The organism is Hymenobacter sp. M1-2 (assembly GCF_057808495.1).
The window spans coordinates 72050-96257 of sequence record NZ_JBTYZO010000008.1; the positions used below are offsets into that span (position 1 = coordinate 72050).

At 57.4% G+C, this 24208-nt stretch carries 24 protein-coding genes and 1 pseudogene; 17 read left to right on the plus strand and 8 right to left on the minus strand.

The window, feature by feature from the left end:
- Positions 1 to 46: 46 nt before the first annotated feature.
- The 4 genes from arfB to ACYSMN_RS09615 all read left to right on the plus strand — a co-directional run bounded on the left by arfB (position 47) and on the right by ACYSMN_RS09615 (position 2318).
- Positions 47 to 454, plus strand: coding sequence for an alternative ribosome rescue aminoacyl-tRNA hydrolase ArfB (gene arfB / locus ACYSMN_RS09600; RefSeq protein WP_488923652.1), 408 nt, complete (start codon positions 47 to 49; stop codon positions 452 to 454).
- Between the two features lie 87 nt (positions 455 to 541).
- Positions 542 to 1444, plus strand: coding sequence for an SDR family oxidoreductase (locus ACYSMN_RS09605; protein ID WP_488923653.1), 903 nt, complete (start codon positions 542 to 544; stop codon positions 1442 to 1444).
- Positions 1445 to 1460: 16 nt separating this feature from the next.
- Complete coding sequence (locus ACYSMN_RS09610; RefSeq protein ID WP_488923654.1) at positions 1461 to 1826, plus strand: antibiotic biosynthesis monooxygenase; 366 nt, start codon at positions 1461 to 1463, stop codon at positions 1824 to 1826.
- A 24-nt stretch (positions 1827 to 1850) separates the two neighbouring features.
- Complete coding sequence (locus tag ACYSMN_RS09615) at positions 1851 to 2318, plus strand: MarR family winged helix-turn-helix transcriptional regulator (protein ID WP_488923655.1); 468 nt, start codon at positions 1851 to 1853, stop codon at positions 2316 to 2318.
- A gap of 75 nt (positions 2319 to 2393) precedes the next feature.
- Here the strand turns inward: ACYSMN_RS09615 and ACYSMN_RS09620 are convergent, their stop codons facing one another.
- The 3 genes from ACYSMN_RS09620 to mgtE all read right to left on the minus strand — a co-directional run bounded on the left by ACYSMN_RS09620 (position 2394) and on the right by mgtE (position 5636).
- Complete coding sequence (locus tag ACYSMN_RS09620; RefSeq protein ID WP_488923656.1) at positions 2394 to 3098, minus strand: hypothetical protein; 705 nt, start codon at positions 3096 to 3098, stop codon at positions 2394 to 2396.
- 117 nt (positions 3099 to 3215) lie between these two features.
- Entirely contained in the window at positions 3216 to 4154 is a 939-nt protein-coding gene (locus tag ACYSMN_RS09625; protein ID WP_488923657.1) for a magnesium transporter CorA family protein, read from the minus strand.
- A gap of 96 nt (positions 4155 to 4250) precedes the next feature.
- On the minus strand, positions 4251 to 5636 hold the full coding sequence (gene mgtE, locus ACYSMN_RS09630; RefSeq protein WP_488923658.1) for a magnesium transporter: 1386 nt from the start codon (positions 5634 to 5636) through the stop codon (positions 4251 to 4253).
- A gap of 278 nt (positions 5637 to 5914) precedes the next feature.
- Between mgtE and ACYSMN_RS09635 the strand changes: the two genes are divergently transcribed.
- The 3 genes from ACYSMN_RS09635 (at position 5915) to ACYSMN_RS09645 (ending at position 9631) form a co-directional block, all read left to right on the plus strand.
- Positions 5915 to 6745, plus strand: a complete 831-nt coding sequence (locus ACYSMN_RS09635; RefSeq protein ID WP_488923659.1) for a cyanophycinase — start codon at positions 5915 to 5917, stop codon at positions 6743 to 6745.
- A 165-nt stretch (positions 6746 to 6910) separates the two neighbouring features.
- On the plus strand, positions 6911 to 8158 hold the full coding sequence (locus ACYSMN_RS09640; protein WP_488923660.1) for an OmpP1/FadL family transporter: 1248 nt from the start codon (positions 6911 to 6913) through the stop codon (positions 8156 to 8158).
- A gap of 21 nt (positions 8159 to 8179) precedes the next feature.
- Entirely contained in the window at positions 8180 to 9631 is a 1452-nt protein-coding gene (locus ACYSMN_RS09645; RefSeq protein ID WP_488923661.1) for an SGNH/GDSL hydrolase family protein, read from the plus strand.
- 76 nt (positions 9632 to 9707) lie between these two features.
- Here ACYSMN_RS09645 and ACYSMN_RS09650 read toward each other — a convergent pair whose 3' ends face one another.
- Together ACYSMN_RS09650 and polA are read right to left on the minus strand one after the other, a co-directional pair.
- On the minus strand, positions 9708 to 10730 hold the full coding sequence (locus ACYSMN_RS09650; protein ID WP_488923662.1) for a YpdA family putative bacillithiol disulfide reductase: 1023 nt from the start codon (positions 10728 to 10730) through the stop codon (positions 9708 to 9710).
- Between the two features lie 127 nt (positions 10731 to 10857).
- On the minus strand, positions 10858 to 13737 hold the full coding sequence (gene polA, locus ACYSMN_RS09655; RefSeq protein ID WP_488923663.1) for a DNA polymerase I: 2880 nt from the start codon (positions 13735 to 13737) through the stop codon (positions 10858 to 10860).
- A 138-nt stretch (positions 13738 to 13875) separates the two neighbouring features.
- Between polA and ACYSMN_RS09660 the strand changes: the two genes are divergently transcribed.
- The 6 genes and pseudogenes from ACYSMN_RS09660 to ACYSMN_RS09685 all read left to right on the plus strand — a co-directional run bounded on the left by ACYSMN_RS09660 (position 13876) and on the right by ACYSMN_RS09685 (position 16838).
- Entirely contained in the window at positions 13876 to 14109 is a 234-nt protein-coding gene (locus ACYSMN_RS09660) for a delta-60 repeat domain-containing protein (RefSeq protein ID WP_488923664.1), read from the plus strand.
- Positions 14110 to 14139: 30 nt separating this feature from the next.
- Complete coding sequence (locus ACYSMN_RS09665) at positions 14140 to 14280, plus strand: hypothetical protein (protein WP_488923665.1); 141 nt, start codon at positions 14140 to 14142, stop codon at positions 14278 to 14280.
- A 2-nt stretch (positions 14281 to 14282) separates the two neighbouring features.
- A pseudogene (locus ACYSMN_RS09670) lies at positions 14283 to 14387 on the plus strand (delta-60 repeat domain-containing protein); the annotation flags it as partial.
- A 47-nt stretch (positions 14388 to 14434) separates the two neighbouring features.
- Entirely contained in the window at positions 14435 to 15517 is a 1083-nt protein-coding gene (locus tag ACYSMN_RS09675; RefSeq protein WP_488923666.1) for a T9SS type A sorting domain-containing protein, read from the plus strand.
- A 129-nt stretch (positions 15518 to 15646) separates the two neighbouring features.
- A complete protein-coding gene (locus ACYSMN_RS09680) occupies positions 15647 to 16174 on the plus strand; it encodes a DUF1684 domain-containing protein (RefSeq protein WP_488923667.1) in 528 nt (175 codons plus the stop codon).
- 61 nt (positions 16175 to 16235) lie between these two features.
- Complete coding sequence (locus tag ACYSMN_RS09685) at positions 16236 to 16838, plus strand: 3'-5' exonuclease family protein (RefSeq protein WP_488923668.1); 603 nt, start codon at positions 16236 to 16238, stop codon at positions 16836 to 16838.
- Positions 16839 to 17166: 328 nt separating this feature from the next.
- Here the strand turns inward: ACYSMN_RS09685 and ACYSMN_RS09690 are convergent, their stop codons facing one another.
- From ACYSMN_RS09690 to ACYSMN_RS09700, 3 genes are all read right to left on the minus strand, one after another.
- Positions 17167 to 17988 (minus strand): TPM domain-containing protein, encoded by an 822-nt coding sequence (locus ACYSMN_RS09690; RefSeq protein WP_488923669.1) that lies wholly within the window; start codon positions 17986 to 17988, stop codon positions 17167 to 17169.
- On the minus strand, positions 17985 to 18446 hold the full coding sequence (locus ACYSMN_RS09695; RefSeq protein WP_488923670.1) for a TPM domain-containing protein: 462 nt from the start codon (positions 18444 to 18446) through the stop codon (positions 17985 to 17987). The genes ACYSMN_RS09690 and ACYSMN_RS09695 overlap by 4 nt, the downstream gene beginning before the upstream one ends.
- A gap of 110 nt (positions 18447 to 18556) precedes the next feature.
- Positions 18557 to 19135 carry a LemA family protein gene (locus tag ACYSMN_RS09700; protein ID WP_488923671.1) on the minus strand — a complete coding sequence of 193 codons (579 nt, stop codon included), beginning with the start codon at positions 19133 to 19135 and terminating at the stop codon, positions 18557 to 18559.
- Positions 19136 to 19355: 220 nt separating this feature from the next.
- Between ACYSMN_RS09700 and ACYSMN_RS09705 the strand changes: the two genes are divergently transcribed.
- The 4 genes from ACYSMN_RS09705 to ACYSMN_RS09720 all read left to right on the plus strand — a co-directional run bounded on the left by ACYSMN_RS09705 (position 19356) and on the right by ACYSMN_RS09720 (position 24148).
- Entirely contained in the window at positions 19356 to 20357 is a 1002-nt protein-coding gene (locus tag ACYSMN_RS09705; RefSeq protein WP_488923672.1) for a sugar phosphate nucleotidyltransferase, read from the plus strand.
- A 272-nt stretch (positions 20358 to 20629) separates the two neighbouring features.
- Positions 20630 to 21994: a hypothetical protein gene (locus tag ACYSMN_RS09710; RefSeq protein ID WP_488923673.1), complete on the plus strand. Its 1365-nt coding sequence runs from the start codon at positions 20630 to 20632 to the stop codon at positions 21992 to 21994.
- A gap of 212 nt (positions 21995 to 22206) precedes the next feature.
- Positions 22207 to 22599 (plus strand): hypothetical protein, encoded by a 393-nt coding sequence (locus ACYSMN_RS09715; RefSeq protein WP_488923674.1) that lies wholly within the window; start codon positions 22207 to 22209, stop codon positions 22597 to 22599.
- A gap of 100 nt (positions 22600 to 22699) precedes the next feature.
- The gene (locus ACYSMN_RS09720) at positions 22700 to 24148 is read left to right on the plus strand and encodes a hypothetical protein (protein WP_488923675.1); all 1449 of its coding nucleotides are present in this window, start codon (positions 22700 to 22702) and stop codon (positions 24146 to 24148) included.
- Positions 24149 to 24208: the final 60 nt, after the last annotated feature.

Sequence of the window (24208 nt, forward strand, 5' to 3'; positions counted from 1 at the left end):
AAATAGACAACGATACGTAACCCATCAACACCAACGCAAACGCACCATGCTGCCGCCCGCCGAAGACTTCCTGCCCGAACTTCAGTTTCAAACCAGCCGCAGCAGCGGGCCGGGCGGGCAGAACGTGAACAAGGTGGAAAGCCGCGTGGAGCTGCGTTTCCGCCTGCCGGACTCCCAGCTGCTCACCGACGAGCAGAAGCAGACGCTGCTGCAAAAGCTGGCCTCCAAGCTCACCACCGAAGGCGACATGCTGGTAGTAGCGCAGGAAGACCGGAGCCAGCTGCGCAACCGCGAAACCGCGCTCCGCAAGTTTCACGAGCTACTCACCAAAGCCCTGCACAAACCCAAACCCCGCAAAGCCACCAAGCCGAGTAAAGGAGCCGTGCGCCAACGCTTGGAATCCAAAAAAAAGCACGCTGAGAAGAAGGCCAACCGAGGGAAGCTAGATTTTTGATTCACTGCTAGAGGTTGGTTCCGAGGCGGGCAGAACCTTTTGTCTTAATTGTTGTTGCCTACAACAGTTAAAAACAATCGCAGGATCATGGACAAGAAGGAAACAGACACGACCAGTAGGCCGCAACGGGTACTTGTCATTGGCGGAACGGGGTATTTAGGCTACCAAATTGCCCAGGAAGTTAAAGCTGCTGGGTATGAGGTAGTCGCCTTGGTTCGGGAGGGAAGCTCAAGCACTGCCCTCGAAGCTTTAGGCGCAGAAATCGTGCAGGGCGACTTGACCGATAGAGCTTCTTTGCTGGCGGCGCTCAGCAAGGTAGATGCCGTAGTGACCAGCGCAGCTGGCTACGTAGGACGGAGGCCCGAGGATAGCTTAGATACCGTGGATGATGTGGGTAATCGAAATCTGGCCAAAGCAGCGCAACAGGTTGGGCTTAAACGCCTGATTTTTGTGAGTGTCCTCACTGCCGACAAAGCCGTTGTAGTACCGCACTTTCACCAAAAATTTCGGTCCGAAAATGTATTTGAGCAATTGAAGGTGCCGTTTGTGGCGCTACGGCCCGGGGGATTTTTGGATCAGTTGCTCAACCAAAGCACTGCCGCTATCCAGGCAGGCAAGTTGCCCGTGATGATGGATCCGGACGCTACTCTGAGCTTTGTGCTCTCCAAAGACGTTGCCCGTTATGCAGTGCAAGCCATTGCTACGCCCGGCATAGAAGGCCGCCGCATTGACTTGGGTATGGCGGAGCCCGCCTCCTTCCGCGACATTGCCGCCGAGCTTTCCCGCGCTTTAGCATTTCCACTAGAAGTGCAGCAGTTTCCTACGCCCACCGGCGAAATTGGAGCGACAATACACTACTTGGCATCGGGCCAATACGTAGCCAACACTGAGGCGCAAGGCCAACTGTTTGGGGCACCAACTACAATGCAGGAAGCCGTGTGGCGCTGGCTAACCGACACGCGTTTGGCTGCCGGTTCTTTTTCAAAATAACTCAATAGCATTCGGTATGACCATTGCAATCAGCCAAACGCAACCCGTAGTGACGCTTATTAATGTACACATCTGCCTGCCTGAAAACCAGCAGCAACTTGTTGATCTACTTACTGAGGCAGTTGACAGCATTTATAGCCACGTGCCGGGCTTCGTTTCAGCTAGTATTCATAAAAGCTTGGACGGTGTGCGGGTCACCAACTACGCACAATATAAATCTCGGGAAGCGGTAGCAGCGGCGTGGCAGCATCCGGCTGTTGCGAGTTTTGGGCGGCGGGTGGCCGAACTAGCTACGTCATTTGATGCGCATCTTTACGAAGTGACGGGAGCCTACCCAGCAAATAACACTCTGGCCGCAAACAGCCATCATGATGGACCGTAACTTCGGCCTTTTGTTCCCTGAATCATGCATCGCTACAAAGCTGAAAATCTAGCCGTCTCGCCGGGGCACCTCATTTATGGAATTCATGTGCTGCTGAAGAAGCAGGTGGATGTGCGTCTCGCCGCCGCTGGTATTGCCTTGAGTATGGAGGAGTATCCTATTCTGAATAGTCTTTGGCACGAAGACAGCAAAAACCAACAGGAACTCGCGGCGGTAATCGGTAAAGATCGGGCCCGAACCTCGCGGTTAATCGACCAGTTGGAGCAAAAGCAGTTCGTTTATCGTACGCCGCACCCTAACAGTCGGCGCGAGAAAATTATCCGGCTCGCTCCCGCTGCTAATGCTATCAAGCCACAGGTAGAAGCGGCTATTGAGCAAGCTATTCAGGACGGGTTCGGGTGGATGAGCCCTTCGGATTACAGCCATTTAATTGCTACGCTACAACGTGTGAAAACGGAGTATACAGTTATGCAAGCACATACTAAGCTTTAAATAGAAGTTCTTGCTAAGTGATGCGATGACGATAAAGCAACTGAAAAACAGCTGTGGCAGCAATGCACATACTGCCTAGTTTAAATCCAACCCGAACAGCACCCCGAACCACGGCTTGCGTTGGTAAAGCCAGTTGCTGCCGTCGGGCCCCAGCAACTGGTCGGCTCCCACGGCTAAACCTAGGTTGAAGATGCGGGCATCGTAAATCACGGCCCCACCGGCGTGCACCACGAAGCCTTCGTATTCGGCCGTGTTTCGGTGCTGCGTCACATCCGCGTTGATGGCCGTAGAGCCCAGCCCTGTAAACAAGCCGTAGCCCAGACCGACGGTGCGGATGTGCGGCGTCTGCCGGCCCCCGGGCAGCACTCGGCTATTGACGTGGTAGAAGTCCAGGCGCCGGCCGAAATACAGCGCAGCGTTGAAGTTGGTGTTGAGCTGTACCGGGACCGAGCCCTGAGGGGGCCGGGCTTTGAAGGGAATAGTGAAGACGTCAAGGTCGAACCTACGCTGTACTAGAATAACGTGTTGGCCGCGGCGCACTGGGTAGCTGAAGCGGCGAGGAACCATATTGGCTTCGGGTTGCGAAAGAAAGTGCAACGAGTCCTGCACCTGCTCCATGTAAAAGGCGCGGTCCTTACCCACGGTAGCCGCCAGAGCAGCGTCATTGGTTCGATAAAATTGATAGTCGCCGGGCTCGAGCGTCGGCACGTGCCCCACCGCGACGCAGCCCGCCAGCAGCCCACTGCTCACCAGCCCACCCAGCCGCCAGAAACGGAGCACAGTCTTTGGAAGCGTAGGATAGAAAAATGGCATAGGGAAGGCTCGCTTGTGTAAAGCAATGTTCAGAACAGCGTACTTGTTTGAGGCTTCTAATACACAATGCAGCCATTCAACAATTCAAATCCAGCCTTTACGCTTGAACCACGAGTAAATGCCCACCGATATGAGCACCATAGCCACCATAGCGGCTGGGTAGCCATACTTCCAGGTGAGTTCGGGCATGTACTGAAAGTTCATGCCGTAGACGCCGGCAATAAACGTCAGCGGCAGGAAAAAGGCCGAAAACACTGTCAGCACGCGCATGGTCTCGTTGGTGCGCTGCGACGACAACGATAGGTACAGGTTCATCAGGTTGGTGGCGCCTCCATCGAGCTGCTGGTACAGCGTTTCCACTTTCACCTGCAAATCCTGCGTGTCTTGAAGCAGCGTCGCGTCGGCCTCGGCCGCTTCGGTACCGGCGGTGGCTTTGGTTACTTGCCGCCGCAGCATGGCCAGGATGTCGCGCGTGAGCAGGAGCAGCTGCTTGGCGGCGGAGGCTTTGCGCTTCAGAAAGTACAGTCCCTGCAAGGCATCCGGCACTTCGCGTTTCAGAAATATCTCGGCCTCGTAGTTATCCAGCTCCCGAGTAAGCAGCAGGGCCGGCTGCACGTAGCTATTGAGTGCGTAGCGCACCAGATGAATAGCCACCTCGGCCGGGGAGTTGCATTCCTGGCCGGGCGAGCGGGCCACGTTTTTCAGTTCGCTCAACACCGGGTGCGGGCGGCGGTGCACAGTAATCAGATAGTCGGTGGCGTAGAAAATGGCAATCTTGGTGCTCAGCTCCTGAATCGTGTCCGCCTGGTGGTTGTCGGGCAGGCTGAGCACGCGCAGAATCACAAAGTTCAGCCCATTAGTAGTTTCAAACTTGGGCAAGTGCGTGGGCTCCAGACAGTCGCGCACCAGCGAATCGGGGAGGTCGTACTGCTCGGCTACGGCTTGCAGCTCGGCGGTGGAAGGGCTGGTGAGGTCCAGCCAGGCGAAGTGGCAGTCTTGCTGCGTGAGAAGTTTCTCGGTCATGAGCGAAGCGGAAGAGAAGCATCCACCGGCACCCACTCGGTCAGTTTACTGAACTGTTGTGGGCACCGATGTCAGGCTTCTACATACGGCTTCAACTCAGAGCAAGGTGCCACTCAGCACGGCGGTAGCCACCGAGAAGTAGATAATAAGCCCCGTCACGTCCACGAGCGTAGCCACGAAAGGTGCCGAGGCGGTAGCCGGGTCCAAACCGAGGCGCTTGAGTAGCATGGGCAGCATAGCGCCCGACAGCGCCCCCCAGAGCACAATGCCCAACAATGAAAATCCCACCGTTATGGCAATCAGTTGCCAGTAAGGTCCGAAATAACCCGGGTCGATGGTAGTGGCCCACAGCACGATGCGCAACGAGCCCACCACGCCCAGAATCAAGCCCAGCAGCAACCCCGACAGAATTTCGCGCCGCATCACCAGCCACCAGTCGCTGAGCGTGAACTCGCCCAGGCTCATGGCCCGGATGATGAGGGACGTAGCCTGCGAGCCCGCATTGCCGCCGGCCGAAATAATGAGCGGAATGAACAGCCCGAGTACGGCCGCCTTCTGCAAATCGTCCTCGAAATGGTGCATGGCGGAGGTGGTCAGCATTTCGCCGATGAGCAGGATAACCAGCCAGCCGGCCCGCTTCTTCACCATGCCCCAGATAGACGTGGACAGGTAAGGCTCGTCCAACGCTTCGGAGCCGCCCAACTTCTGAATGTCCTCGGTGTCTTCTTCCTCCCGGATGTCCAGAATGTCGTCAATCGTGACGATGCCGAATAGGACGCCATCATCGTTGACGACGGGCAGGGCCACTCGGTCGTTTTTGCGAAACACGTCGATGGCAGCTTCCTGGTCCTGCATGGCATTGAGCTTCACGTAGCGCCGGTCCATCAGCTCGCTCACGCGCCGCTCGGGGTCGGAGAGCAGAAACTCCCGGATGCGAATGTCATCGATGAGCACGCCGCGCGGGTCCGTCACGTACAGCACGCTCAGCGTTTCCGACTGCCCGCCGTGCCGCCGGATATAATCGAGCACCTGCTGCACGGTCCAGTTTTCGCGGATGGCAATGTAGTCGGGCGTCATTAAGCGGCCCACCGAGTACTCCGGGTAGCCCAGCAGCTCCAACGTCACCTTGCGCTCCGGCTCCGAAAGTGTCTGGATCAATTCCTTTACGAAGTCGTCGGGCAGAAATTCCAGCAGCGCCGTCCGGTCGTCGGGCGACATTTCATTGAGGATGTCGGATATTTTTTCCTGCGAGAGGTTGGCCAGAAAGTGCTTCTGTACTTCCAGATCCAGGTATTCGAACACCTGCGTAGCCAGCTTGAGGGGCAACAGCCGAAAAATAATGAGCTGCTCTCGCTCCTCTTCTTCCTGAATCAACTCCACTAGCTCGCCTGGTTCGAAATTCTTAAGAATCTCTTTGAGCTTGAAAAACTCGCCCTCCTGAATCAGGGACGTAATCTGGTCGGTGGTCGGGTGCTGATTCATGAAACAAGAAGAGGGGGCGTGTCTCGCTAGGCAAATGGGGTTGGTGGCACGAACGGCGCGCAAAAGTAGCCGGAATCCGTTGGTTTTCTCAGCACTATGCTGCGGTAGTTCACGAAAAAATAAAGCGCCGTAAGCCGGACATTAGGTGCCAGGCATCTGGTTCCCATCGGCCACCCGCCAAAACACCTTGCTAAGAGGACTTTCGCCGTTTGAACTCCGCATGCCGTACCAAATAGAAGCCACGCACGTACATTTGAATCGTTCCCCTCGCGCTTCCTATGCCTTCATCAACGCCTGCCGCGCTGCCGCTCGGAACCCTCGTTGCCCTCGGTGGCGGCGACGATGACGCGATGCTCGCCCTGCTCACCGACCTGCTGCCTTCGCTGGACACGCCCGTCGAAATCCTGACCACTGCCTCGCGCGACGGAGCCAAGACGGGTGCCGCCTACGAAAAAGCTCTGAGCGACCTTGGCTGCATTACCGCGCGCCACCTACCGCTCAACGAACGCCACCCCGCCGATGCGCCCATGACCCTGCGCCGCCTTAGTCGCGCCGGCCTCGTCTTCTTCACCGGCGGCGACCAGCAGCTCATTGCCGAGCGCCTCCACGGAACCAAGTTTCTAGAACAGCTCCAGCATCGTTTCCACACCGAGCCCAACTTTATCATAGCCGGTACCAGCGCCGGGGCCGCCGCCCTGCCCGACTATATGCTGATAGAAGGTTACGGTTGGCGGGCCGTACGCAAAGGTGGCATCGAGACCATGCGCGGCCTGAGCTTGCTTCCTAACCTGCTCATCGACCAGCATTTTGTGGAGCGTGGCCGCTTCGGACGGCTGGCGCATGCCGTACTGGCCCATCCCATGTCTTTGGGGCTAGGGTTGTCCGAAGAAACTGGCGTCATCATTCGGGGCGGCAAAGAGGCCGAGGTGTTCGGCGATGGGGTAGTAATGGCCGTGGATGGCCGCCAACTGCACGATATCAACCTGGGCCGTACGGGCCGCGGCGAGCCGATAAGTGGGCAGGATATGCGCGTGCATTTGCTCGTGGCCGGGCAGCGCCTCAACCTGCAAAGCCGGAAGGTAATCAACGACGAGGCAGCGGCAAAGTGAGCCCTGACTCACCAAATTTTGCGGCCCAGCGAAATAGTCTCGGCTTATGAGCATTTTTGTGGCCCGCCGACGGCTGAAAAATACTCGGCACGCCTACTAAAAACCGTTTTTCTCCCTACATTTAGTCGCATCAACCCCAAATTCTCACTTTTCCCACTCTCTCATATGACTTTAAAAACTCTACTCCTAGTGAGTGGTACGCTGCTCACGGGTACGGCTGCTTCGGCGGGCGGCTACCAGGTAACGCTGGCCGGCCAGAAGAACAACGGCATGGGTGGCGTAGGCGTAGGGCTCTCCCTCGACCAAGCTGCCATGTTTTATAATCCTGGCGCGCTGGCTATGGTAAAAGACCGAGGCGTGCAGCTAGGGGTAAACGCCACACTAGCGCGTCTGGCTTTTGTGGCGGAAGGCAGCAACACCCAGCGCGAACTGCGGAACAGCACCGTAACACCCTTCAACTTATATGCGGGCTTCGGCCCGGCTGAAGGCAAGTTTCGGGCAGGTATTGCTGTGTACACACCTTTCGGCAGCAAGTTGCAATACGCAGATAACTGGGAAGGCCGCACTTCCCTAACGGACATTACGCTGGAGTCCATCTACGTGCAGCCTACCGTTAGCTATGCTCTCACCGATCAGCTGAGCATAGGTGCCGGCCTGACCATATTGGCCTATGGTTCAGTGAACTTGCAGCGCGACATTCCGCTGCCCGACTCTTTTGGGCATATTGAGCTGGATGGAAAAGCCGAGAATAAAATTGGCTTCAACGCAGGCATTTTCTTTAAGCCCTCCGAAAAACTTAGCGTAGGTATCAGTTACCGCTCTAAGATCGACGCCCAAGTGAAAGACGGTGATGTGACATTTACCGACATCGCGCCGTCTTTTGCCGGGAACTTCCAAGCCACCAAGTTCAACGCTACGCTACCGCTGATAGCTACCACTAGCATTGGTATTGGTATCACGCCCAATGAAAACCTGACCATCGGCCTCGATGCAAACTTTGCGCATTGGAGCCAGTACCGCACACTCGTGTTTGACTTCGACCAGAACGTAGGTCCTAGCAACCGGAGCGAGTCGAAGCGCTTCTATGAAGATGCGCTTACTTTCCGTCTAGGTGGGCAGTACAAACTCACTAGCGGTTTGGTAGTGCGGGCAGGTGGGTTTTACGATATCACTCCCATTAAAAATGGCTACGTGACGCCCGAAACGCCCGACAATGACCGTGTCTGTGGGACGCTGGGAGCTTCTTACTCATTCGGCAAATTTGGAGTAGATGTATCAACGCAATACGTTGCGATCAAGAAGCGCACGCAAACCCAGGCGGATCTTGTCAATAACGGCACCACCGACCGGATTGCCGGTACCTACAAGACCAACATCGTCATTCCAGGCATCGGCCTGAACTACAACTTCTAACCGCGTCTCGCCTTTACTCCCATGAAAACTCCCGCGTTTCGCAAGTTTGCGCCCTTTCTGGCGCTGCTCGGCCTCAGCCTCACCGCCTGCCAGCCCGACCTGGAGGGCGACATTAAGTCCAGCGCCGGCACCGCCGATTTCTCCCGTTACATCGCCGTCGGCAACTCGCTCACGGCGGGTTTCTCCGATGATGGTTTGTATCTGGAAGGACAGCACAGTTCCTATCCTGCTCTGTTAGCACAGCAATTTCAGGCCACTGGGGGCGGAGAGTTTATCCAGCCTCTGTTTCCGGCCGATAAAGCCAATGGTAGCGGCTTTCTGAGGATCACCGCTTTCAGCAACGGTAACCCAACAATTGGCCGTGAAACCACTGGTCTGGCTACGGAACGTGGCCTGGGGGCTGACGGGCGTACTCGCTTGCTCACTCGCTACACGGAAACCAACAACCAAAACCTGGGAGTACCAGGCATTCGCGTTGCGGATGTCACGACGCCAGGTTACGGATTGAATAATCCCGTTGGATTTAACCCGTATTTTGAGCGTCTGCTGCCCGCTGGTAGTGCGTTGTCTTACTTACAGTACGTGCAGGAAAGAGTAAGCACGATAAAGCCTACGTTCTTTACCAATTGGCTCGGCAACAATGACGTGCTGGGCTTTGCGGGTTCTGGCGGAACGGCCGCGCCACTTACTCCGGTGGCAGAGTTTACCACCAAATACAACCAGGTAGTAGACGCCCTGACCGTTGAGGAAGCGGAAGGCGTACTGGTAACGATTCCGAATGTGACAAGCGTACCGCTTTTCACGACCATACCGACGGCCGCCGTAATTGCACAGGTCAACGCCACTCCCATTCCGGCGGCACTGGTTCCTTCTATCGTAGCCCAACTGGGTCTGCCCGCTGGTTCGCCGCTTCCCACGGGCACCCGTTTTGGCCTCTACATCCGCACCAGCGCTACCGGCGCGGGAGCTGTGCGCGAGGCTGTGGCAACGGACCTGCTGCTCTTGCCAGCACGTAGCGTCATCAACACACCTTCCGCAACCAGTCCGTTCCCTAATGGCATTGGCTTAGTTATTCCGGGCGCCTCTCCTCAGGTAGCTACTGCTCTCGCCGCTTCCGCCAACGCGTTGCCAAACAACCTAGTTCTCGACAATGCGGAAGCTGCGGCGGTAGCCACCCGTACGACAGAGCTGAATGCTGTAATTCAGGCAGCAGCAGCTCGTAAAGGTTTGGCGGTATTCGATGCCAATGCGTACTTCAACACTATAGCGCGGTCGGGAGTGGTGACGAATGGAGTAACCAATACGGCGGCCTTCGTTAGTGGCAACCTGTTTTCATTGGACGGCGTGCATCCTACTCCTCGTGGCTACGCCATTGTGACCAACGAAATGATCAAGGCTATCAACCAAGCCTACGGCTCCAATGTACCACAGCTGAACCCCAACAACTACCGCGGCGTGCAGTTTCCGCGGTAGCGGCACATCTTATCATAAAAAAACTCCTTTGGTCACCAGAGGAGTTTTTTTTGCTTTGGTATGAAGCTCTACTGCATCAAAGTGATATCTGCACCGGCTGCACCACCTCCGGCAATTGCGGCGCGGCTTCGCCCGCCAGCCGCGCGGCAATGACTTGCGCGTGGTAGCGGCCGTTCTCAATAAACCAGCGGCTGGTGTTGAGGCCGCCGCAGACAGTGCCGGCCAGGTACAGGCCAGGGCGGTTGGTTTCCAGCGTGTCGGCATCGTGGGTGGGGGTTTGGGCGAGGTCCGTTTGGCAGGTGATGCCTAGGGTTGCGAGAAACGCGAAATCGGGGTGGTAGCCAGTGAGGGCGTACACGTGCTGGGCGGGTAGGGTGCGTGGTCCTTCCGGCGTTAGAACTTCCACACCGGTGGCCGTGATGCGCTGCACGGTGGTATTGAACAATGCCCCAATACGGCCTTCTTTGATGCGATTCATGAGGTCGGGCCGAATCCAATACTTCACGGATTCGCTGATATCCGAGCCTCGTACTACTAACACCGGCCGGGCGCCCGCGCGCAGTAGCTGCAAAGCGGCTTTGGCCGAGGAATTCTTGGCTCCCACAACAACGACGTCCTGGTCGGCATGGTGGTAAGGCTCTTTGTAGTAGTGCGTCACATGGGGTAGGTCTTCGCCAGGCACGTTGAGGTAGTTGGGCACATCATAGAAGCCCGTGGCGACAATCACGAAACGAGCCCGAATGCGCCCTTTCTCAGTCACGACTTCGTAGCCGCCCTGCTCGCCTTCCAGGCCGGTTACCCGCTCGTAGAGGCGCAGCGTAAGCTTTTCGGCGAAGGCCACGCGGCGGTAATAGTCGAGGGCGTCTTCGCGCAGAGGCTTGTAATGCAGCGTCGGAAACGGATGGTCGCCAATTTCGAGCAGTTCCGGCGTAGAGAAAAACTCCATGTTAGTAGGATAGCCGATGATGGAATTCACCAGCGCTCCTTTATCTAGCACGCAAGCGCTGAGGCCACGGCGCTGCACCTCGATGGCACACGCCAGCCCCACTGGCCCGGCTCCGATGACAACGACGTCAAAAGCAGATTCAAGGAGTTGCATAGGTAGTAGTGAGGATGTTTTAGGCCTACGGGCGGTTGCTCTACAAAAGTCCCGCAAGCCACTCGTAGAACACGCGCGCCGTCCACAAAATCCGTGAAATCTGCTAAAATCCGCGCTAATCCGTGATCTAGTGAGCCTGCAACCAATTCTTACCGGTGCCGACTTCCACTTCCAGCGGCACGCCGTGGGGCAGGAGCAGGGCCGTAGCCATCAGTTCCTTGATTTTGGGCGTGATGTGGTCTACTTCTTCCTGTACGGCGTCAAACACGAGTTCGTCGTGCACTTGCAGAATCATCTTGGTACCGAGCTTTTCCTGGATCAGCCAGTCATGAATATTGATCATGGCTTTCTTAATGATGTCGGCGGCTGTGCCTTGGATGGGGGCGTTGATGGCGTTACGCTCGGTGTAGCCGCGGAGCGTGGCGTTGCGCGAGTTGATGTCGCGCAGGTAGCGGCGGCGGCCGAGCAGCGTAGTGGCGTATTCCAGTTCCCGCGCCTTGTTGATGCTCTCATCCATGAATTGCTTCACCGATGAGAATTCCTGGAAGTAGGTCTCGATGATTTCGGTGGCTTCCTTGCGGCTAATGCCAATACGTTGCGCCAAGCCGAAGGCCGAAATGCCGTAGATGATACCAAAATTGACCGTTTTGGCCTTGCGGCGCATCTCGCTGTCCACTTCCTCTAACGGCACGTGAAACACCTTGCTGGCCGTGCTCGTATGAATGTCGAGCCCTTGCCGAAAGGCCTCAATCATGGTTTTGTCGCCCGAAAAGTCGGCCATGATGCGCAGTTCCACCTGGGAGTAGTCGGCGGCCAGCAGCACGTGGTTTGCGTCGCGCGGCACGAAGGCTTTGCGGATTTCCCGGCCTTTCTCGGTGCGGATGGGAATGTTTTGGAGGTTGGGGTTGGTGCTGGACAAACGCCCAGTGGCTGTTACGGCTTGGTTGAAGCTAGTGTGCACGCGGCCATCCAATTCGCACACCAGCTGGGGCAGCGCCTCTACGTAGGTGCTACGCAGCTTGGTAAGCTGGCGGTGTTCTAGAATGAGGCCGGCAATGGGCGAATCGGCAGCAAGCTGACTCAAGATTTCTTCGCCGGTGGCGTACTGGCCCGTTTTGGTTTTCTTGATTTTGCCGCCCCCGAGGCCTAGCTTATCAAACAGCACTTCCCCAAGCTGCTTCGGCGAACCAATGTTGAACTCCTGCCCTGCTTCCGTGAAAATCTGCCGCTCAATCTCCTGCACGTAGCCTTGCAGCTCCGCCGAGTACTCGCCCATGGCGGCGGCATCAATTTTCACCCCTTCGTACTCGATGTCAGCCAGTACCGGCACCAACGGATTTTCCACTTCGTTGAGCAAATCCAGCAGGCCCACCTCCTTCAGCAGCGGCTCAAATATGTCTTTGAGTTGCAGTGTCACGTCGGCGTCCTCGCAGGCGTAGTCAGATACTTCCGCTGGTGCAATGTCAGCCATGGTTTTCTGGTTTTTGCCTTTTGGGCCGATTAGCTCCAGAATACTGATGGGTGTGTAGTGCAGATAGGTTTCAGCCAGCACGTCCATGTTGTGGCGCATATCCGGTTCCAGCAGGTAGTGAGCCAGCATGGTGTCGAAGAGCCGGCCGCGCATCTGCACGCCGTAGTGCTTGAGAATAGTGAGGTCGTACTTGATGTTCTGCCCGATTTTGAGAATGTGCTCGGCACCGAAGAACGGCCGAAACTCATCTACCAGCGTCTGCGCGGCGGTTTGGTCATCGTGCGGCACGGGTACGTAATAGGCCTCGCCGGGCAACCAGCAGAACGACAAACCCACCAGCCGGGCCGTCATGGTGTCGAGGCCGGTGGTTTCGGTGTCGAAGCTGACTTCAGTTTGCTGCAACAGAAATTCCAGCAGCGACTTCCGTCGCTCCGGCGTATCGATAAGGTGATACTGGTAGGCCACGTCCTGGAGCGTGCGGCGCGGCCCGGCGGGCGCGCCAAAACGGCCAGTTTCACCTTCTTCGGTGGCTGTGGCTACGGCCGCGTCGGCGGAGCTGCCGAACAGGCTGCCCTGGCCTTCTGTGACTTTCGGACGCCGCGCGCCGCGCGGGGTAGGTGCGGCGCTAGGGCCGGCTGGGCTGCCACCGCCGAGCACGCGGGCGGCCAACTGCCGGAATTCCAGCTCGTCGAAGAGTTGCCGGAGCTGGTCGGCGTCGGGCTGTTCCAGACGCAGGTTTTCTTCGTGAAACTCAATGGGCACATCCAGATGAATGGTTGCCAACTCCTTGCTCATGAGACCCTGCTCGGCAAACTCGCGCACGTTGTCCTGCTGCTTGCCCTTGAGCTGGTCCACGTTGGCAATTAGGTTCTCAACCGAGCCGAACTCCTGAATCAGCTTCTTGGCCGTTTTCTCCCCGATGCCCGGAATGCCCGGAATGTTGTCGGAGGCGTCGCCCTGCAAGCCCAGAATGTCGATTACTTGCTCCACTCGCTCAATCTCGAAGCGTTGCAGCACGTGCTGCACGTCCAAGATTTCGGCGGCGTTGCCCATGAAGGCGGGGCGGTAAATTTTAACGCAGTCCGTCACGAGCTGGCAGTAATCCTTGTCGGGTGTCATCATGAATACCTCCCCAAAGCCCTGCTGCTCGGCGCGGCGGGCCAGCGTACCTATCACGTCATCGGCCTCGAAGCCATCCACCATTAGAATGGGAATGTTGAAGGCTTTGATGATCTTCTTGATGTAGGGAATAGCCAAGCCAATGTCTTCGGGCATGGCTTGGCGCTGCGCCTTATAGTCGGCAAACTGCTCGTGGCGGAAGGTTTTCTTCTGGGCGTCAAACGCCACGCCGATGTGGGTGGGCTTTTCCTTCTGCAACACTTCCACTAGCGTGTTAGTGAAGCCAAGAATGGCGCCGGTGTTGAGGCCCTTGGAGTTGACGCGCGGATTCTTGCTGAAGGCGAAATGGGCGCGGTAAATCAGGGCGAAAGCGTCGAGCAGGAAGAGCTTGTGGGGCTGGTTGGCGGAGTCGGTCATAGGAAGGCGAAAGTACGGAACAGTTGCTGCTAGCTACCGGAGAAATTAGGGGTAGCTTTATTGATCAACTTATGTAAACAGAACATCTAAAGGATGAAAACACTATTACGCGCAGTTTTCTTTGCAGTAGCAAATTGCTTGGTCGCGCATCAGGTACAGGCGCAAGCACTGGACCCCACATTCGCGGCCATCAACATTCAGCAGTCCGGGAAGGTGTACAATGCTTTACAACAACCCGATGGAAAATACTTGGTGGGCGGATCCTTTACGCAAGTAAACGGCAGCCCAGTCGTGGGGTTGGCGCGCCTGAACGCAGATGGTTCGCTCGACCAAGCTTTCACCAGCACGGCGGCCTGTCAATCTACTATCTAAAAAATTCGGCTGCTCACTAACGGGCAGATTTTGCTACAGGCTTTCGGCAACATCGTAGTAGGCGGCCGTACGTTCAACTCGCTAGCCAAGCTGACCTCCGATGGCAGCGTAGCAAACGATTTCTCGGTGGGCAGCGGACCAGGCAGTACAAATGGGGCGCACGGATTCTAACAGTGGCAGCGCAGGCCGACGGTAAGATTCTGACTGGCGGAAACTTCTCCCGCTTCAACGGGGTGAATACCAATAATCTGGTGCGGCTAAACGCCGATGTCAGCGTGGACCAAGCCTTTGTAACGGCGTTAGAAGCGGGAAATGGTGGAGCCGTTTGTATCACGAGCGCAATGCCGCTGGTCAAGTCGTCAATTCCACACCAGACCAGTACGTGGATGGCCTGGCCATCGACTACTCGCAGCCTGCTGCTACCGCCGACCTGGTGGTGCTGGCTCGCTGCCACGGCAACAACTCCGAAAACCTGTGGCGCGGCAACCAGATTGCGGCTACTTCGGGCGCAGCGGGCTTCCAGAACCAGTTTACCGGCACCAACGGCAACATCCACGTTTCGTGGCTGGGCAAGCTACAGCTGACCAATGGCACATTGCGCCGTAGCACCTACGTGGCCGAATATGTAGACGATATGGGCGGCACCGGCGCCGCTCATCCCGACCCCAACCTCGACGGCTGGCCGAGCCCCAATGCAGGTTGGGCTAACGTCAATACGACCCGCGTGAGTGACGTAGAAGTAGCGCCCGATGGTTCGGTTGGCATTGTGGGCGTAGGCCGACGCGTGATTACCACTGCCGATGCGCACCAGAAAATGCTCAAGCGCCCCGCTTCTTCGGCTTGGAGCCAGTTCGTGCGCGTCTATACTCCCGATTTAAGCTCCGTGCGTTATAGCTCCCTGCTCTCCGGTACCTGGGACCCCAACACCGGCGCGGGCGGTAGCAACACTACGCTTGAAGCGTTGAGCTTGACGAGCACCAGCATATTAGCAGTGGGCCGGCACGATGAAAGCGGCAGCACTGGCACCGCGGCCGGAAATCCGGTGCCAGTAACGGCGGTTCCCGCCTGGGGAGTTGCCACGCCTCAAAATGTCAGCGCCCTGCTCGGTCGTTTTGCGCTAAGCAGCACTGCGTTGTCTACCGCTTCGCCCGGAAGCCAGCCGCAACTGGAGGTATATCCCAACCCAGCCCGCACAGTACTGCATGTGAAGTTGCAAGGAACTGACTCGCAACGGCGCGTTACGCTGCTGGATGCCGTGGGTCGCACCATCCTGAAGCAGCCAGCGCCGCTGGCTTCGCTGACGTTGCCGCTCAATGGCCTGCCAGCTGGCGTGTATCTGCTGCGAGTGGAAGACGCATTGGGCTCCGTAGCTCGGCAGGTAGCGGTAGAGCAAGTAGCTGTGGTGTAGCGAAGCGGTGTATTTTGCGGCATGACTCGGTTCCATCCGCTCTTGCTATTACTCCTCACTTGGAGCTTTAAAGTCTCAGCTCAGACAACACCTGCTGCCCGGCCTACGGCTCAAGAACACGCTCGGTTGGTGGCTGCTTTTCAGCAGGAACTGAACGCGGAGTACCGCAATCCGGCCGAATCGCCGCTGCCGGTTAAGGTGCGCGAGGCTTTTACGGGGCTGCTCTTTTTTCCGGTCAATTACGCGGCCTGTGTGGAAGCGCGCTTCGTGCGCGACTCTTCGCAGGCCGCGTTTGCTATGCCAACCAGCACTGCCCGCCGCCCGCTCTACCGCAAATACGGGGAGCTACACTTCACGCTGGAAGGACAGGCCCTGAAACTAACCGTTTACCAAAGTCTGGATTTGCAGCGAAAGGCCGGGTACAAAGACTACCTGTTCGTGCCATTCACGGACCTCACCAACGGCCACAACAGCTACGGCGGAGGCCGCTACCTCGACCTGCGTTTCGGCCAGATTCAGCAGGGCCGGCTGCTGCTCGATTTCAACCGGGCCTACAACCCGTTTTGCGCTTACAATTCCACGTACTCCTGCCCGGTGCCACCCGCCGAAAACCAGTTGCCAGTTGCCATTCAGGCCGGTGTGATGAGTGACCATTGAAGTTATAGCGGAGCGCACTTATCTCTCCACTATTCGCTGCTCGTTGCGTACACTTGTGCGTATGCGCTACATCTCCCTCGACCTTGAAACCAGCGGCGGCCAGCCCCAGCGTCATCAGATACTGGAACTGGCCGCTGTTGTAGAAAACACCAAGCAGTTATTGCCGCTGGTGGAGTTGCCAGCTTTTCGGCGCGTCGTGCGCCATCCTGAATACGTAGGCAGTGCCGGCGCACTAGCGTTAAATGCTCGCCTGTTACAAGAACTGGCCCGCAAAGAGCCTAATCCCGAGTTGTGTACGCCCGCCGAGTTGCTTCCTCAGCTGCGAGAATTCCTACTGGCTCAAGGCTTCAAAGCCGACGCGAAAGACTGCGTAACCGTGACGATGGCGGGCAAGAACATTGCCTCCTTCGACCTAGGGTTTTTGCGGGAGCTACCCGGCTACGGCACCCTAGTCAGAGCCGAACCCGCCATGCTCGACCCGGCCGCCTTCTACCTCAACTGGCGCAAAGACACCCGCCTGCCCACCATGAGCATCTGCAAGGCCCGCGCCGGCTTTGCCGACATTGAAGTAGCCCACGAAGCCCTAGCCGACGCCCTTGATGTGATACAACTGCTGCGCCCGTTTTATGAGCTGCCGGTGTATACAATGAAGAATAAACAATGAAGCTTCGTTGAACGTCTAGCCCGGCAACTGCTCATTGATCATTGTCAATTGCTCATTGCCATACGCTCCGGTCGGCCCGCTTTTTCGGCGGGCTGAACGGTCGAAGGGCGCGCCACCGGTTAATTCTGAATGAGGAATTAGAAATTCTGAATTGCGGTGAATGAGCAGTCGGAATAACGTCAGCTCGCGGCGACCGGTCAGCCCGCCGAAAAAGCGGGCAGACCGGAGCGTATGGCAATTGCTCATTGTTCATTGATAATTGTTCATTGTAACGGTGGGCAGACCGGGCCGCACGATAATTCTTCATTCCCAATTCCTCATTCAAATCTCACCAGTCGCCGCTGGCGCCGCCGCCGCCGGAGCTGCCGCCGCCGAAGCCGCCAAAACCACCGCCTCCGCCACCACCGAAGCCGCCCCCGCCGCCGAATATGCCGCGGCCGCCCGAGAAGTCGCCGAAGATGACGGGCGGGATCATGCCGCCACCGAAGCCGCGGTTGTTTCGTCCGCCTCCGCCGCCTCGGGAGCGGAACAGCATGAACAGTACCAGCACCCCGATGATGAGCCAGAAGGTCCAGCCGGAGCCGCTACTATCGTTGCTGCGCTGCCGGGAGCGAGTGGTGGTTTGGTCAGCCTTGTACTCGCCTTTGGCCAGCGCAATGAGTTGGTCGGTAGCCCGGTCGATGCCCGCGTAGTATTGATTCTCACGAAACGCAGGCACAATGGTGTTGGAGATGATGCGCTTCGCCAGCGCGTCGGGAATAGCACCTTCCAACCCGTAGCCGGTCTGAATACGAGCCTTACGCTCCTTCTGCGCGATGAGCAGTAACACCCCGTTGTTGGTGCCTTTCTGGCCAATGCCCCAGCTCTCGTAGAGCTGCTGCGCGTAGTCCGCAATTTCATTGTCCCCCAGAGTCGGTACTGTTACCACCGCAATCTGCGACGAAGTGGAGTCGTTGTAGGCTACGAGCTTCTGCTCCAGGGCCTGCGCTTCGTCGGGCCGCAGCATACCCGCCAGGTCATTGACGAGGCGTGGCGGCGAAGGACGTGAGGGCACCTGCTGAGCCCAACCAATACCGTGGACCAGTAGCAGCAGCGCGAGCATCAACGGCCGGAGCCAGGTCTGGAACCGGAAAGAGGAGTGCGCTATCATGGGCGGGAAGGCCGTGGCGTGTCGCCGCCAAACGAAATAGAGTCGTCGAGTTCGTTTTGGTCGGTTGTGGCGTTGTAGGGAAAATAGCGACGTAACTGTTCCCCCACCATTTGAATGCCCTGCTCCAGCCCAACCACGTATTTCTCCGACCGAAACTGCGAAAGCACCGTCTCCTTGGTGGTTTCCCAGAAGTCGTCGGGGACGGCCGCGTTGATGCCCGCGTCGCCGATGACGGCAAACTGCCGGCTTTTCCAGGCCAGGTAAAACAGCACGCCGTTGCGCTGGGCCGTGCGGTGCATGTTTAGCTCCGCAAATACCTGCGCGGCGCGGTCCAGCGGCTCGGGCGTGGGGCAGTGGTCTTCCAGGTGCACCCGGATTTCGCCGGAAGTTCTGATTTCCGCCTTGCGGATGGCCTCTACCAGCGCCGCTTCCTGCTCAGAAGTAAGAGGATTGGTCATTGTCAGTGCTTGGTGCTTAGTGCTTGGTGCCTAGCGCTTAGGGCTTTACTCTTGATAATCACGAGGATCTCAAAGCCTAAGCACTAGGCACCAAGCGCTAAGCACTACCATTAAAACTGTACCGTTGGCGCTTTCTCCGATCCTGCGGCGGCCTGGAAGTATTCCTTCTCTTTGAAGCCAAACATGTTCGCAAAGAGGTTATTAGGGAAAGATTTGATGAAGCCGTTATAGTCGTTGGTAATGCTATTGAACTTGTTGCGCTCCACGTTGATGCGGTTTTCGGTGCCTTCAATCTGAGATTGCAACTCTTGGAAGTTGGCGTTGGCTTTCAGTTCGGGATAGTTTTCCGATACAGCCAGCAAGCGGCCGAGGCTGGCACCCACTTGGCTCTGGGCTTCCTGAAAACGCTGTAAGTTTTCGGGCGTAAGCTGGTCGGCGTTGAGTTGCACGCTGGTAGCTTTGGCACGGGCGTTGATAACATCCGTCAGCGTGGACTTCTCGAAGTTGGCAGCGCCCTTTACCGTGTTTACCAGGTTCGGAATTAGGTCGGCGCGACGCTGGTAGGCGCTCTGCACATTAGCTAGCTGGGCTTTCACGGCTTGGTCGCGGCTTACCATGCCATTGTAGCCGCACGACGATTGCGAAAGCAAGAGTATCAGACCGGCGAAGTAGAGCAGAAAACGTTTCATGGGAGTAGGGAGAGTGAAGAAATGAAAGGGAGACGAGTAAGAAATAGGAGTGCAACAGGTGCCGAGAAGAGGAAGCGCAATCATAGGCGCGACAATGGCGCTACGTCTGTGCTCCACTATTTCGCTGTGGCAAAGTACGAATTCGAGACGCAGCGGTTGTATAACGAGCGGCTCCGGCTGTTATTCACTATTTTGCGGACTTACGCCACGCCTGTTGTTCATGAAAGCAGTTATTCCCGTCGCGGGCATTGGCTCCCGCCTGCGCCCGCACACACACACGCAGCCCAAATCCCTGGTGCCCGTTGCCGGCAACACCATTTTGGGCCATATTATCGACCGGTTAAGCTCGGCTGGCGTTGAGGAGTTTGTCTTCATCATTGGCTACCTCGGTGAGAAAATAGAAAGCTACGTGCGCCGCCAGTATCCGCAGCTGCGAGTCACGTTTGTGGTGCAGGAACCGCGCGAAGGCATCGCCCACGCCCTGTGGCTGGCCCGCGACCAGTTCCGCCACGATCAGGATGGTATTCTGATTATGCTCGGCGATACCATCGTCGACATTGATCTGCCCGCCATGATGCGCGCGCCCGGTAATATTCTGGCCGTGAAGGAGGTGAAAACGCCTTCGCTGTTTGGCTTGGTTGAAACTGGGGCTAGTGGGCGTGTCACGAAAGTGGTGGAAAAGCCGCGCATTCCGAAGTCGAACTACGCGCTGGTGGGGCTCTATAAGATTGCTAATGCCGACTGGCTGGCTTCGGCTCTGGAGCGGATCATCGACCAGGACCAGCGCACGCACGGCGAGTTTCAACTCACCGATGCCCTGATGCTCATGATCCAGGATGGTGCCGAGATGACAACTTCTTCCGTTGATAACTGGTTTGACTGCGGCCGCAAAGACAGCTTACTCGAAGCCAACGCCCGCCTGCTGAACCGCCCGGAATTCCTCAGTCGTCGCGATTATCCCGAGTTTCCCGATACCATCATCATCCCGCCCGTGAGCATTGGCCGCGACTGCCAGATTGCCGGCTCCATCATCGGCCCCAACGTGGCCATCGGCGACCGGACCATCGTCAAAAACACCATCCTGAGCGAGTCCATCATCGGCTCCTACAGCGAATTGCGCTCCGCCGTGATGCACGATTGTATTGTGGGCTCCGACGCGCTATTTAAAGGCACCCGCCACAGCCTCAACATCGGCGACAATACTGAAATCGACTACAGCTAAGTTGTTCTGTAGCGCGGAATCTATTCCGCAACGAGCGGAAGCGGAGCAAGTGCCCGCTACCGCACCCGTAGCGCGAAGCTCCGGCTTCGCGCTACTGCCTAACCGTGTAGGAACTCGCTCGTCGTCGAACATATTTCCGCGCTACGACGGGGTGGAGAGGAATGCTGTAATCCGAAATTTTCTACCTCCTGCCGTGCTGTTGGTACAACCTGTTCCGCCGCCCGACAGTACGCAGGCTTGTGGCTTCCGGCCATATGCTTTACTTTGACCCGATGCGAAGAACTTCCTGCCTCTCCCGCCTGCTGCCCGCCCTGGGCCTAACGCTTCTATTGCTCCCCGGCTGTTACTCCCGCTCCGACATGAAGTCGGAAACCGGCACCGCAACGCCCACTGCCACCTCTACCGAAGAAGCGCCCGAAACTCCGGCAAACGCCACAAAACCAGCTGCCCCCGAAGTTGGCGCTACGGATACGCAGCCGCTGCAAGCCGTGAACGTGTTCTTGGAAGTGTCGGGCTCCATGGAAGGCTTCATGCCAAAAACCGGCGCCAGCGGTGAGAATACCAAGTTTCAGCAGCACGTGGCGCAGTTTCTCTCGGAGGTGAACCGTACGCCGGCGGCGCGGCGGAAGGTGTTTTTCCGCATCAAAGAAAAACCGTACACAGACACCTACCAAGGCATTTCCGGTACGGTGCGCGGCGGTATTCAGCAGCCGGCCAAGAGCACCGATATTCCGTCGGTGCTGGACACGTTGATGAGCCGCTACTACCAACCCGGTACCGTGAGCGTGTTGATTTCGGACTTCATCTACTCGCCGAAAAACGCCGGTTCTATTCCCTACATCAAAACCGACATTACTGACGCCCTCACCCGTAACGGCAGCCGGCCCGAACTGGCCGTATCGGTGTACGGCTACACGTCGGACTTCCGCGGCACGTATTATCCGGCCCTGAAATCGGCGGGCAAGAAGACCAACTGCTGCGACACAGAAGTTCCCTACTACTTCTGGGTGATTGGGCCGGCCGATGCCGTGCGCCGCTTCGATGCCGCGCTGCTGGAGCAGGAACCCGCCAAACAGGCCCATTTCGGCGTCACGTATCCACAGCCAATGTACTCGCTGCTCAACAAGTTTCAGAACAAGGGCAGCTGGTACTACGGCGACGCCGGAGCTAGCAAGCGCAACGCCGAAACCTACCGCGTAGCCGCCGTGAGCGAAGCATCGGCGCAGCAGCCCGTGGAATTTGTGGTAGGAGTGGACCTAAGCAAGCTGCCCGGCCAGTACCGCGACGTAGCCTACCTCAAGCAAAATCTAAAGTTGCAAGGCGTAGACACCGATGCCACGCTGCTCGACGTATTTGCCGCCACCGACCAGAACCGCGCCAGCAGCGGCCCGGAAAATAAATTCACCCACTTCGCCAAAATTCGCCTCACCAAGCGCCCCCGCGCCGCCCGCCCACTGGTACTGAAACTGCAAGACCAACGCCCGGCCTGGGTGGCGCAGTGGACTACCAAAAACGACGCCACGCCCGCCGCTAAAACCTTCGCCCTAAGCTCTCTACTCGATGGCTTGGAACCGGGCTCGGCAGGGGAGAAGCGCCCGGTATTCGAGCTGCCCCTGACGTTGCAACCCGGCGAGTAGCCGTAGCGCGAACCGAAGGAAAGCGAAGCTAAGCCTCGGTTTTCGCGCATTGTAGCCAAAGGCCGTTACTGGCTTGGCACGATAGTCGTTTAAGACGAAAAAGAAGGGGTGAGAGGCCAAGGCGGCCCATACCTTCTCGTGGTTGCGTACAATTTCAAAACACTCTCAACGTTCAACGAGTCGCGAAGCGGAACTTCGCGTTATATTTCTCCATGAAAGCACTCTTCCGCTCCATCTACGAACTCATCGGGGCGCCGCAGCCACCCGCCGACACGCCCGTTTACCGTGACGTCATCTTCCCCAACATTGGCCTGCTGAACTTGGGCATTTCGTTGGCACTAGTGCTGATTTTCTATTACCTCATCAACCGCGCCATGCGCGTGGCCACGTTCAATGGCACCGGCCATTGGGTGCTGTTTCTGGTACTCAACGCGCTGATTGCCTTCGGCGTGACCGTGTGGCAAACCAGCGCCCAGCAAGTCACCGACCACAGCTACATCTACTGGCTGGCTACTTGGAATGCTATTTTGGGCCTGCTCTGGTTCTTCCTCTTCTCCCTCATCCTGCGCAAAGGCTCGACCAACGCGAGCACCACGCCTTTCTAGTATTGAGTAGTGGGTATTGAGTAATGAGTAGGCTGACCAAGCCCTAATTTCTTACCCAATCCCTATCTAACTACTTAATACTACCTACTCACTACCACTCATGGCTAAACTCTTTTTATTCGGCATTGGTGGCACGGGCTCCCGTGTGATTCGCTCGCTCACCATGCTGCTGGCCGCCGGCGTAGAACTACCTAACTGCGACCGGGTAGTGCCCATTATCATCGACCCCGACGCCCACAACGGCGACATGAACCGCACGGTGCAGCTGCTGCAAAGCTACCAGCAGATCTACCGGCGCCTCGGTCCGCGCGAAGAAGGTTTCTTCAAGACCGATATCAGCACCCTGAGTGGCATTTCGCAGGACGTGAACGGCTCGGTAAAGGACACGTTCATCTTCGACTTCGGGGGCATCAACCAAAGCTTTCGGCAGTACCTGCACTACGATGGACTGTCGGTGGACTCAAAGGGCTTAGTGGACTTGCTTTTCACGCAGGACAACCTGGAAAGCCCGCTCACCATTGGCTTCCGTGGCTCACCGAACGTGGGCAGCATCGTGCTGAACAAGCTAGTGGAATCACCAGAAATGCGGTTTTTTGCTGACAACTTCCAGGATGGTGACCGGGTGTTTTTCGTGTCGAGCATCTTTGGCGGTACGGGCGCGGCGGGCTTTCCGCTCATGCTCAAGAACCTGAAGGACAGCAACACGCGCCTCAGCAATGCCCGCTACCTGCGCGACGCGCCCACCGGCGCCGTGACGGTGATGCCCTACTTCGCCCTGCAGAGCGAGGACAACGCCGTTATCGACTCCAATAACTTCCTCACCAAAACCAAGGCGGCGCTCAGCTACTACGAGCACAACCTCCAGGGCCTCGACGCGCTTTACTACCTCGCCGATACGCCCGATACGCCCTACGAAAACCAGCCCGGCGGCACCCAGCAGAAGAACAAGGCGCACGTAATCGAGCTGCTGGCTGCTCTGAGCATCGTGGATTTTATGCGCTACTCGCCCACGGAACTGCGTACGGGTGGCCCGCACTTTCACGAGTTTGGGCTGGCGGCCGATGCGCCGGAAATCCAGTTCAGCCACCTGCCCGACGAGTCGCGCGAAATCATTGCCAAGCACCTCACGCAGCTGCTTTACTTCACGCGCTACCACAAGCAGCACCTGCCCACCGACAAGGCGCCCTACCACGACAACCTGAAGCTGGACTATGCCATGCGTAACGAGCCTATCTTCCGGGAGCTAAACACCTTCTTGCACAGCCAGGAATCGGGCGTGGACCAGTGGTTGCAGGAGCTAGCCCAGAACCGCCGCGCCTTCCGTCCCTTCGACCTCCAAACCGACGACTTCAACGCCATGATTCTCGGCAAGCCGGTGGAAAAGAAGTGGAGCGACTTCTTCAACAAAGGCCTCAGCCACAACTACCTGCTCGACAACCTCAACAAAACCGAAAAGTCCATCCAAGAGCCCGACAGCTTCCGCAAGATGCTGGAGCTGTTCTATGACGTGACGGATAAGGCGTTTGAGGAAAAGGTGAAGGTGGTGTAACGGCACGAGGCTCCCAGGGCTGAAGCCCTGGGCTAGTTAGCGGCAGCCTTTTTCGCTACG